Source organism: Novosphingobium naphthalenivorans NBRC 102051, from assembly GCF_001590985.1.
GTDB classification, from domain to species: Bacteria; Pseudomonadota; Alphaproteobacteria; order Sphingomonadales; family Sphingomonadaceae; genus Novosphingobium; species Novosphingobium naphthalenivorans.
In genome coordinates this window covers 1-10,544 of the sequence record NZ_BCTX01000114.1, presented here as the reverse complement: position 1 = coordinate 10,544, position 10,544 = coordinate 1, and the positions used below count along the sequence as shown (strand labels likewise).

11 protein-coding genes are annotated in these 10,544 nt (G+C 63.4%); 10 read left to right on the top strand and 1 reads right to left on the bottom strand.

All coding sequences use genetic code 11. The annotated features are described in order from the left end of the window. Positions 1 to 26: 26 nt before the first annotated feature. Complete coding sequence (locus NN5_RS22610) at positions 27 to 1,514, bottom strand: hypothetical protein (protein WP_174523929.1); 1,488 nt, start codon at positions 1,512 to 1,514, stop codon at positions 27 to 29. Between the two features lie 146 nt (positions 1,515 to 1,660). Here NN5_RS22610 and rplO point away from each other — a divergent pair, with 146 nt between their 5' ends. From rplO to NN5_RS22560, 10 genes are all read left to right on the top strand, one after another. Then, on the top strand, positions 1,661 to 2,140 hold the full coding sequence (gene rplO / locus NN5_RS22605; protein ID WP_067738606.1) for a 50S ribosomal protein L15: 480 nt from the start codon (positions 1,661 to 1,663) through the stop codon (positions 2,138 to 2,140). Positions 2,141 to 2,362: 222 nt separating this feature from the next. Continuing rightward, the gene (gene secY / locus NN5_RS22600; RefSeq protein WP_067738605.1) at positions 2,363 to 3,730 is read left to right on the top strand and encodes a preprotein translocase subunit SecY; all 1,368 of its coding nucleotides are present in this window, start codon (positions 2,363 to 2,365) and stop codon (positions 3,728 to 3,730) included. Positions 3,731 to 3,780: 50 nt separating this feature from the next. Beyond that, positions 3,781 to 4,428: an adenylate kinase gene (locus NN5_RS22595; protein ID WP_067738602.1), complete on the top strand. Its 648-nt coding sequence runs from the start codon at positions 3,781 to 3,783 to the stop codon at positions 4,426 to 4,428. A gap of 57 nt (positions 4,429 to 4,485) precedes the next feature. Then, complete coding sequence (locus NN5_RS22590) at positions 4,486 to 5,190, top strand: SRPBCC family protein (RefSeq protein ID WP_067738599.1); 705 nt, start codon at positions 4,486 to 4,488, stop codon at positions 5,188 to 5,190. A gap of 301 nt (positions 5,191 to 5,491) precedes the next feature. After that, complete coding sequence (gene rpsM / locus NN5_RS22585) at positions 5,492 to 5,860, top strand: 30S ribosomal protein S13 (RefSeq protein ID WP_067738597.1); 369 nt, start codon at positions 5,492 to 5,494, stop codon at positions 5,858 to 5,860. Between the two features lie 54 nt (positions 5,861 to 5,914). Next, positions 5,915 to 6,304 carry a 30S ribosomal protein S11 gene (gene rpsK / locus NN5_RS22580; RefSeq protein WP_007011846.1) on the top strand — a complete coding sequence of 130 codons (390 nt, stop codon included), beginning with the start codon at positions 5,915 to 5,917 and terminating at the stop codon, positions 6,302 to 6,304. 111 nt (positions 6,305 to 6,415) lie between these two features. Next, positions 6,416 to 7,480 (top strand): DNA-directed RNA polymerase subunit alpha, encoded by a 1,065-nt coding sequence (locus tag NN5_RS22575; protein ID WP_067738594.1) that lies wholly within the window; start codon positions 6,416 to 6,418, stop codon positions 7,478 to 7,480. Positions 7,481 to 7,575: 95 nt separating this feature from the next. Then, complete coding sequence (locus NN5_RS22570) at positions 7,576 to 8,235, top strand: immunity protein Imm33 domain-containing protein (protein WP_067738593.1); 660 nt, start codon at positions 7,576 to 7,578, stop codon at positions 8,233 to 8,235. A 146-nt stretch (positions 8,236 to 8,381) separates the two neighbouring features. Further along, positions 8,382 to 8,804, top strand: a complete 423-nt coding sequence (gene rplQ, locus NN5_RS22565; protein ID WP_067738591.1) for a 50S ribosomal protein L17 — start codon at positions 8,382 to 8,384, stop codon at positions 8,802 to 8,804. A gap of 161 nt (positions 8,805 to 8,965) precedes the next feature. Then, positions 8,966 to 10,544 (top strand): prolyl oligopeptidase family serine peptidase (locus tag NN5_RS22560; RefSeq protein ID WP_245656665.1); only part of this gene is annotated, 1,579 nt, incomplete at its 3' end.

The window sequence follows — 10,544 nt, the reverse complement described above, 5'->3', positions numbered from 1 at the left end:
CTGAATGTCGATTGGTCCTAGGCCGGTCAGCGGCGATTCGGGGCAGGGGGCTTGCGGCAGTCGGCCCAGACATCGATGGTGCTCTCGTTCAGCCAGTCAGGCGCAGAGACGCGCGCCACCCGCTTGCAGTGGGCGTGGAAATAGGCGCGCACGAGGCCATCGGTTTCGAGGTTCGGCGGCCCCTCGCGCGGCTGCGGGGGGGCGACGATCGTGCTGGGGCGCATCGCGAGCACCCGTTTCACTTCGCCGAGCGTCGACAGGGTGCTGACGTCCTTTTCCTTCAGGTCGCTCAGGTGCGGCGCGAAGACCAGAGGCGTGGGGAACGGCTTGCCAGTCATCGTATAGAGCTGGTGCGGGCCGTCGAAGACGAACAGCGGGCCGCCGTCGTCGTGCGCGCGGATCGCGCTGGTCAGTTCGGCAAAGGCGGCGCGGGAACGGCGGGCATGGGCGAAGTCCAGCACCCGGCTGTCGTCCAGGGCGAACCAGCTGATGGCCACGAGAGCGAGTGGGCCGAGCCACCTGCGGTCGAGAAACGCAGCGCCGGCGACGCTCAAGGGCACCAGAAACGACAGCGCATAGTGCATGAAGAAATGCGAAGCCGAGGCGACACTGGCGAAAGCGGCGAGCAGCCACAGCAGCATGAACCGGCGTTTGTCGTCCGGAATCTCGGGGAGCGCCAGAGCGGCGACGACCGACAGCGGCGCGAGGCGCGAGAACATGATCGCGAAACGGATCGCCGCAGAGGGCCAGCTGGTCGGCTTGGCGAAGTTGGACGTCACCATGGCGTTCCAGTAGATCGTCCAGTGCCCCGCGAGGGCATAGGCTGCGGCAATGAGGAGAACCGGCGCGGCGCCGGTCAGCGCCCATATGGCGATGGTTCGTCCCGGAGGGTGTTTCGACCAGGGCGAGCGCAGCAGCACGCCGCTGCACCACAGGCCCACGAAAGCGGCTTCGAAGAAGGCGGTGGTCTTGATCGTGATCGCGATCCCGGCAAGCAGCATGGCGGCATGGCTGCTTGCGGGCACCAGGCCTTTGCGCAAGGTGGGCGTGGCGTGCAGGGCCAGCAGCACGGCCAGCGCCATGAACAGGTTATAGAAGACCGGGCTCTGGCCGCCATAGCCCTGGAATGGCGTCAGGAAGATGAGATAGGCGAGCCCTGCCAGCACTGCGCCCTGGCGGTTGGTCCAGAGCAGGGCGATACGCCCGATGACCCATGCCGTCGCTGCGGCGAAGAGCGTGGCGGCAAGCTGGTATCCGATGGGGGCGGACGAAATGCCGGTGATGAGGTAGTAGAGGAAAAACAGCCCCCAGGGCTTCCTGTCCCACACATCGACGTAAGGGACCGCGCCATGGTGCATGGCGATGCCCACGGCCTGGTAGAACGTCTCGTCCCCGCCCACATTGGGATCCCCGAAAGTGCTCGCGCGCAGGGCAAGCGCGGCAAGGAGCAGCACCGCGAAGGCCCATGGGCCGAACGATAGGGCAGGCTGGCGGCTGCCGCTGGAAAGGGACAAGGGGTTGGCTCCGGGAAAACGGGCGGGAATTGGACTTTGGTAGCCTTTGTGCGAATCGCTGAAAAGGGGGCGTGACATTTGCAACGGCTTCCGCTAGGGGCGCCGCTTCCCATCAAGCGCGACAAAAGCGAAAGCGAGTGCAGACTATGAAACTGAATGATATCCGCGACAACTCGGGCGCCCGTCACCGCCGCATGCGCGTCGGCCGTGGCATCGGCTCGGGCAAGGGCAAGACCAGCGGCCGCGGCCAGAAGGGTGCGAAGGCACGTTCGGGCGTTTCGATCGCCGGCTTCGAGGGCGGCCAGATGCCGCTCCACATGCGCCTGCCGAAGCGCGGCTTCAACAACAAGAAGTTCGCCAAGGACTACGCCGAAGTGAACCTGGGTCTCGTGCAGCAGGCGATTGACGCCGGCAAGCTCGACATCTCGGGCACTGTCGATCACGCTGCCCTGAAGGCGGCCGGTCTGGCCCGCGGCGGCAAGGACGGCGTTCGCCTGCTCGGCAAGGGTGAATTGACCGCGAAGGTCGAGTTCAACGTCGCCGGTGCCTCGAAGGGCGCCGTGGCTGCGGTCGAAAAGGCCGGTGGTTCGGTGATCCTTCCTGCCAAGGAAGCTGCCGAGGCCTGATAGGCATCGCGATCTGAAGAAACCGGGAGGGCGGGCGCATAGCGCTTCGCCCTCCTGTGCTTTTCCGGACACGAGCCTTTCGCGGCATGTGGTTTTCTGGGGACAGGGCTTTCAGACATCCTACGAATGTCTATATGGCCAGTTCCGTTCCGGGGTTCGACAAGGCAGGCGCCAGTCGCTAAGGCCGAATCCGACAAGACAATTCGAGGCATTCTGTAAGTCATGGCTTCTCGCGCCGACAACATTGCAAGCTCGCTCAGCCTGGCCAATTTTTCCAAGGCGACCGAGCTCAAGAACCGCATCTGGTTTACGATCGGTGCGCTGATCGTCTTCCGCTTTCTGAGCTTCGTGCCGCTGCCGGGTGTGAACCCGCTGATCCTCGAATCGCTCTACAGCAAGACGCAGGGCGGCATCCTCGACCTGTTCAACACCTTCTCGGGTGGTTCGCTCTCGCGCATGAGCCTGATCGCGCTCGGCGTGATGCCGTACATCACCGCCTCGATCGTGGTGCAGCTGGCCGCTTCGCTCCATCCGGCGCTGATGGCGCTGAAGAAGGAAGGCGAGGCCGGGCGCAAGAAGCTGAACCAGTACACCCGTTACGGCACGGTCGGTCTCTGCGCGTTGCAGGGCTACTTCCTGGCCGTGAGCCTTGAAGCCTATGGCGCTTCGAGCGGGCTCCAGGCGGTTGTCGATCCGGGCGTGATGTTCCGCATCGGCGCCGTGATCTCGCTGGTCGGCGGAACCATGTTCCTGCTGTGGCTGGGTGAGCAGATCACCTCGCGCGGCATCGGCAACGGCGTGTCGCTGATCATCATGGCGGGCATCGTGGCCCAGATGCCGAAGTTCGCCAGCAACCTTGGTCAGGCCTACAGTGCAGGCGATACCGGCTCGGTGCTGATCGTCTCGCTGATCGCGTTGATCATTGCGATGATCCTGCTGATCTGCTTCTTCGAGCGCGCCACGCGCCGTCTGCTGATCCAGTATCCCAAGCGCGCCACCCAGCGCGGCATGATGCAGGCCGATCGCAGCCACCTGCCGCTCAAGCTCAACACTGCGGGCGTGATTCCTCCGATCTTCGCCAGCTCGCTGCTGTTGCTGCCGCTGACGATCACGCAGTTCGCCGGTAACTCGCTGAGCCCGGATTCGACGATGGGCAAGGTTGTGGTGGCGCTGAACCAGTATCTCGGGCACGGCAAGCCGCTCTATATGCTGCTCTATGCTGCCGGTATCGTGTTCTTCAGCTTCTTCTATACGGCCGTCGTCTTCAATCCGGAGGAAACCGCCGAGAACCTGAAGAAGAACGGCGGGTTCATTCCGGGTATCCGTCCCGGTGCGCGCACGGCCGAATATCTCGATTACGTGCTGACGCGCGTGACAGTGATCGGTGCGATCTACCTCACGATCGTCTGCACGGTTCCGGAGTACTTCCTGTCGATGACGGGCTTGCCGCTCCTGTTCATGGGGGGAACCAGCCTGCTGATCGTCGTCAACGTGACTGTGGATACGATCACCCAGATTCAGTCGCACCTGCTGGCGCACCAGTATGGCGACCTCATAAAGAAGGCGAAACTGAAAGGCCGTCTGCGCTGAGGTCATGCGCCTCAGCCGGGAAACGATAAGACATTTTTGAGGGGTAAGGCGTGAACATTATTCTGCTGGGGCCGCCGGGAGCGGGCAAGGGGACCCAGGCTCAGCGTCTCGTCGAGAAGCATGGCATGCGCCAGCTCTCCACCGGCGACATGCTGCGGGCTGCGGTAAAGGCTGGAACGCCGACCGGGCTTGAGGCCAAGGCGGTCATGGAACGTGGCGAGCTGGTTTCCGACGCGATCGTTTCTGCGCTCATTGGCGACGAACTGGACGCCATGGGCCCTGATGCGGGCGCGATCTTCGACGGCTATCCGCGCACGGCTGCGCAGGCTGAGGCACTCGATCAGATCCTGGCCGCTCGCGGCCGTGCGCTGGCGCATGTGATCGAGCTGGAAGTGGACGAAGAAGCGCTGGTCGAGCGCATCACCGGCCGCTTCACCTGTGCGACTTGCGGCAAGGGCTATCACGACAAGTTCGAGCAGCCCAAGGTTCCCGGCACTTGCGACAAGTGCGGCGGCACCGAGTTCAAGCGCCGTCCGGACGACAACGCCGAAACCGTGCGTACGCGCCTTGCCGAATACCGGGCCAAGACCGCGCCGATCCTGCCGATCTATGAAGCGCGCGGGATTGTCAGCAAGGTTGACGGCATGGCCGACATGGATGACGTGACGGCCGCGATCGAAGCGATTCTCGCGTCCTGACAGCCGTTCCCGCAAGGGAAGGGCGATGCAGGACTGAGGCTATAGCAGGAGCTGCCGATGAAACCGTTCGCCCACGCGCTGATCTCCGTCCTGGGGTTTGCCTTGGTGGCTGGCGGAAGCGCGCCGGCGGCGGCGAAAGTCGCGGCTGTTGCGCCTAACGGTTTCGTCGTCCGGCATCTGGTGGAAGTGCCCGCTACGCCGGACGAGACCTGGGCCATGCTGCTCAAGCCTGCCGAGTGGTGGGATTCGGACCATACCTGGTCGGGTGACGCGGCGAACCTGTCGCTCGATCCACATGCCGGCGGCTGCTTCTGCGAAATCCTGCCGAACCCGGCTTCGCCCAAGGCTGCGCCGCGCGGCAGTGTCGAGCACATGCGGGTGGTCTATATCGAGCGGCCGCGCGCGTTGCGCATGACCGGCGCGCTGGGCCCGTTGCAGGCGGACGCTTTGAACGGCACGCTGACGATCCAGCTCAACCCGGCGAAAGACGGCAAGAGCACGCAGATCCTGCTGGAATATGTCGTCGGCGGCTATGCGCGGGCGCCTTTCGAGAAACTGGCCACGGCAGTGGATGGTGTGCTCGGGCAGCAGATCCAGCACCTTGCCACCAAGCTGGGAGGCGCTTTCGCAGCGGCTTTCCCGCTGCCCGACGGTGCCGGGGAAACCGGGGCCGCGCCTGAAGCAGGGCGGCCCGACGCAGAAGTTCTGCCGCTTCCCGCCAATCCTCCGGAGGCCGGCAAGGGCGAGATCATCGGCCGGTGAGCGCGCGTGTTTTGACTGCGGCTCTATCTTAGGTTAAATAGCGGTAACAGTGCATCACCATCCGCTGCAGGTTTGCAGGGGGTGGTGCACCGCTTCCTGCGCGAGGAGCGTTGACACCCCTCGCGAATCATTCTAAGCGCGCCCTTCACTCGTCAGCTTCGGCAAACCGGATGGCCCAGGACAGTGTGCAATAGGCACTTCTTGGAATGCCAGCCGGGCTCTTGCTGTTTTAGGCGGAACGGGTGTTGAGCGTTGAGATGGGGGCCCGCTATCGCGGCCCCTGTGGAGCATGGAGAATTAAGTGGCTCGTATTGCCGGGGTAAACATCCCCACCAACAAGCGCGTTATCATCGCGCTCACCTATATCCACGGTATTGGCCGCACGAAGGCCCTCGAGATCGCCGACAAGCTCGGTATCGATCACACCCGCCGTGTGCAGGACCTGTCGGACGCTGAAGTCCTGCAGATCCGCGAAACCATCGACGCCGACCACACGGTCGAGGGTGACCTTCGTCGCGAAACCGCGATGAACATCAAGCGTCTGATGGACCTCGCCTGCTACCGCGGCCTGCGTCATCGCAAGGGTCTTCCGGTTCGTGGCCAGCGCACGCACACCAATGCGCGCACCCGCAAGGGCAAGGCCAAGCCGATCGCCGGCAAGAAGAAGTAAGCCGCAGAACCGTTTCACGGTTTTGGCAGCGACTAATCGACAGGATATACGGATATGGCACGCGAACCTCAGCGCATTAAGCGCCGCGAACGCAAGAACATCACGAGCGGCATTGCTCACGTCAATGCCAGCTTCAACAACACCATGGTGACCATCACCGACGCCCAGGGCAACGCGATCTCGTGGTCCTCGGCCGGCATGATGGGCTTCAAGGGCAGCCGCAAGTCGACTCCCTATGCCGCGCAGGTCGCCGCTGACGACGCCGGCAAGAAGGCCGCCGAACACGGCGTGCGCACCCTCGAAGTCGAGGTGAAGGGTCCCGGTTCGGGCCGTGAGAGCGCGCTGCGCGCCCTCCAGGCTGTCGGCTTTACCATTACCTCGATCCGCGACGTGACTCCGATCCCGCACAACGGCGTCCGTCCCTCGAAGCGCCGCCGCGTCTGATCGAGCCTTTCCCGAGCAACGAACCGGTCGTTGCTCGGTTACTCCGGAACGTCCCGGGCCTTTCCACCAGGCTTTGGGACGTAACCGCCATCGAACTCCCAGGGGAAGTCCATGACTGTCAACATCAAGAACTGGCAGGAACTCAAGAAGCCGAACAGCCTTGAGATCAAGCCGGGACCCGACCCCAAGCTGAAGGCGACGTTCGTTGCCGAACCTCTCGAGCGCGGTTTCGGCCTCACGCTCGGCAACGCGCTGCGGCGCGTGCTGCTTTCTTCGCTGCAGGGTGCGGCGATCACCTCGATCAAGATCGAGAACGTTCTCCACGAATTCTCGTCGCTCGCCGGCGTGCGTGAAGACGTCACCGACATCGTTCTGAACGTCAAGCAGATCGCGCTCAAGATGCAGGGCGAGGGGCCGAAGCGCCTCCAGCTCTCCGCGACCGGCCCGGCCGAAGTCAAGGCTGGCGACATCGCCGTTTCGGGTGACATCGAGGTCATGAACAAGGACCTCGTGATCTGCCACCTCGACGAAGGTGCGACGCTGAACATGGAACTGACCGCCGACACCGGCAAGGGCTATGTCCCCGCCGTCGGCAACCGTCCCGTCGATGCGCCGATCGGCCTGATCCCGGTCGATTCGCTGTACTCGCCGGTGCGCCAGGTCAGCTACAAGGTTGAAAACGCCCGTATCGGCCAGGAACTCGACTTCGACAAGCTGAGCCTCACGGTCGAGACCGACGGCACCGTCACCCCGGAAGACGCGGTGGCTTATGCCGGCCGCATCCTTCAGGACCAGCTTGCGCTGTTCGTCCACTTCGAGGACATCGCTCCGGTTGGCGCCTCGCCGATGATCGGCATGGCGACCGGCGGCGCGGCTCCGGAAGAGAGCGACGCCAACCAGCTCAACCGCTACCTTCTCAAGAAGGTGGACGAGCTGGAACTGTCGGTCCGTTCGGCGAACTGCCTCAAGAACGACAACATCATCTACATCGGCGACCTGGTCCAGAAGACCGAGGCCGAGATGCTCCGCACGCCGAACTTCGGCCGCAAGTCGCTCAACGAGATCAAGGAAGTCCTTTCCTCGATGGGCCTGCGCCTCGGCATGGACATCCCGGGCTGGCCGCCCGAGAACATCGAAGAGATGGCCAAGAAGCTGGAGCAGGAACTGCTCGGCTGATCGGTCTTTCCGATGGCAAATTGAAGAGGGCCTCGCGGGAAACTGCGGGGCCTTTTTCTGTTTGAGTTTTCTGCAAGGCTTGCCAGCATGCTGACATGACAATGCCGATGCAGCCCGATTTCACTCTGGAAGATCCTCGACCTATTGCGGCCGAGGCTCCCTACACGTTCTTCCTGCCATCGCCGGAAGAGATCGCGGCGGTTGGAGTGGATGATCTTGTAAAAATGGTCTTCGTCTATGGCCATGAGACCGAGAAGTGGTCTGCGGAGCGGATGTGGGTCACCGTCACGCAGGTAAATGGCTCAGAATTGCAGGGCGAGCTCGGTAATCAACCTGACGAACCTACCTCACCTTTGAAGCTGGGTGATCCAGTCGTATTCGAGCGGCACCACATCCTTGCCATTGTCTGGGACAAGCCAGAAAACGCGCCACCGGAGCCGCAGTACCGGGAGTATTGGGAGCGGTGTCTCGTCGACCAGTGTGTTCTCGACGGTGAGGAACCGGTTGAATATCTTTACCGCGAAGAGCCCGACATGACACAGGAAGGTGACCGTTATCCTGATAGTGGTTGGCGTATTCGTGGACGATTTGGCGATTTGACAGATGAGCAACTGGCCGAACGCACGCATGCCTATGTGGCGCTCGGGGCGGTGCTCAACCGTGATGATAGCTGGTTGTCCTGGATCGACGCGCCTGTCGGCACCGCACTGTGGCGGGATTTCGAGGCTGGAGCTTATGCTGAGGTGGCGGACTGAAAGGCAGTGCAGGCCTTGACTCTCGCGCCGTTTTCGTATTGAGGGCGCGCTTCACACGTAAGTGAGCCGGTTTTGGGCGGTGGCCGAACCACATCGCCCGGCGAGCAGTACCTTGAACGGCTGCCCGACGAACAGGAAGACAAGACATGCGTCACAAGTATGGCCAGCGCAAGCTGCAGCGCACCTCGGGCCACCGCGCCGCCCTCATGCGCAACATGGCTGCTGCGCTCATCAAGCACGAGCAGATCCAGACCACCACGCCCAAGGCGAAGGAACTGCGCCCCTACCTCGAAAAGCTGATCACGCTGGCCAAGCGTGGCGGCCTGTCGAACCGTCGTCTGGCGCACGCTCGCCTGATGGACGAGACCCAGGAAAAGAAGCTCTTCGAAGTTCTGGCTGAGCGTTATGCCGGCCGCAACGGTGGCTACACCCGCATCATCAAGGCCGGCATCCGCGCTTCGGACGCCGCCCCGATCGCGATCATCGAACTGGTCGACCGCGACACCGATGCCAAGGGTCAGGATTCGGGCCCGGTGAACGCCGAGGCCGAGGAAATGGCTGAGGCCTGAGCCCCGCGCTCATAGCCTTGCATCAGCAAGGATGACGAAAAGCGGTCGCGAGTGCTAGGCTCGCGGCCGTTTTTGCGTTTGCGGAGAAGGATATGCATCGCCTGAGGGCATTCGTTGGGGGCTTGTCGCTGGCTGTTGCCGCCCCCATTTGCGGGGAACCCATGCCTGACATCACATATCCCGAAACCCGCCGCGACTCGATCGTCGAAGACCACTTCGGAGAACAGATCGCCGATCCCTACCGCTGGCTCGAAGCCGATGTGCGCAATGCGCCCGAAGTGGCTGACTGGGTCACGCGCGAAAATACCGTGACCGAAGGCTATCTGGCGGGCTTGCCGCAGCGTTCGCATTTCGCCGCGCGCATTCGGGCCTTCATGGAATACGAACGCTTCGGCCTGCCGGTGAAGGCGGGGGCGTGGTATTTCTACACCCGCAACACCGGCCTGCAGAACCAGTCACAGCTTTTCGTGCGCAAGGGCCTGTCCGGTGAAGCGCGCTTGCTGATCGATCCCAATGCGTGGGCCAAGGACGGCGCGACCGCGCTCGATGCCTGGGAGCCTTCGGAAAAGGGGCGCTACCTGCTCTACAGCGTGCAGGACGGCGGCAGCGACTGGCGGATCCTGCGCGTGCTCGACGTGAAGAGCGGCGAGCCCATGGCCGACGAAATCCACTGGGCCAAGTTCACCGGCCTTGCCTGGGTGGGCGAGGAAGGCTTTCTCTATTCGCGCTTCCCGGCGCCGGAAGAAGGCGCGGCGTTCCAGTCGCGCAATTACAACCAAGCCGTCTATTTCCACCGTCTCGGCACGCCGCAGGCCGCCGACGAGCTGGTCTATGCGACACCCGGCCATCCCGATTACGGCCACTTCGCGGAAGTGACGCAGGATGGGCGGCTTGCCGTCATCACCAGCCGTGTCGGCACCGATTCCCGCTACGAAGTCCATGTGATCGATCTGGCGAAGCGCAAGCGCGAGGGATGGCAGGCGCAGGCTCTGGTCACGGGCTTTACCGATGACTGGAAACTCGTCGAAGGGACGGGCCGCCGCTTGTGGTTCGTGACCAACAAGGATGCCCCGCGCTACCGCCTCGTTTCGATCGATCTCGATGCAAGCTCCCCCGACTGGAGCGAAGTCGTTGCCGAGCGCGACGACATTCTCGAACGGGCCGGGATCGTCGGCGATCAGCTGGTGCTCAATTACATGCGCGATGCGGCGAGCCATGCCGAGATCGTCGGGCTCGACGGCTCGCCCGGCCGCACGCTGGCGCTCAGCGGGATCGGCACCGCCTCGGGCTTTCGCGGCAAGCCCGGCGATCCGGAAACCTTCTACGCCTTCACCAGCTTCAACTGCCCGGCCGCGATTTACCGGATGGACATCGCGACGGGGCAGAGCGTGCCCTTTGCCCAGCCCAGCCTGTGCTACGATCCCGGCGCCTATCTGGTCGAGCAGCGCTTCTACACGTCGAAAGACGGAACCCGCGTGCCGATGTTCATTGTGCGCAGCAAGGCCGTTGCCGAAGCGGGCAAGCCGGTGCCGACGCTGCTCTATGGCTATGGCGGGTTCGACGTGGCGCTGACGCCCGGCTATTCGGCCACGCGCATGGCCTGGCTGGAGGCGGGCGGGGCTTTCGCGCTCGCGAACCTGCGCGGCGGCGGCGAGTACGGGCGCGAGTGGCACGATGCCGGCCGCCGTGCGAACAAGCAGAACGTGTTCGACGATTTCATCGCGGCGGGCGAGTTCCTGA

Bases quoted from the DNA above. Each gene is read 5' to 3' on its own strand.
- NN5_RS22575 (WP_067738594.1), top strand. From the start codon at position 6,416: ATGACTGTCAACATCAAGAACTGGCAGGAACTCAAGAAGCCGAACAGC.
- NN5_RS22570 (WP_067738593.1), top strand. From the start codon at position 7,576: ATGACAATGCCGATGCAGCCCGATTTCACTCTGGAAGATCCTCGACCT.
- rpsK (WP_007011846.1), top strand. From the start codon at position 5,915: ATGGCACGCGAACCTCAGCGCATTAAGCGCCGCGAACGCAAGAACATC.
- NN5_RS22590 (WP_067738599.1), top strand. From the start codon at position 4,486: ATGAAACCGTTCGCCCACGCGCTGATCTCCGTCCTGGGGTTTGCCTTG.
- rplO (WP_067738606.1), top strand. From the start codon at position 1,661: ATGAAACTGAATGATATCCGCGACAACTCGGGCGCCCGTCACCGCCGC.
- secY (WP_067738605.1), top strand. From the start codon at position 2,363: ATGGCTTCTCGCGCCGACAACATTGCAAGCTCGCTCAGCCTGGCCAAT.
- rplQ (WP_067738591.1), top strand. From the start codon at position 8,382: ATGCGTCACAAGTATGGCCAGCGCAAGCTGCAGCGCACCTCGGGCCAC.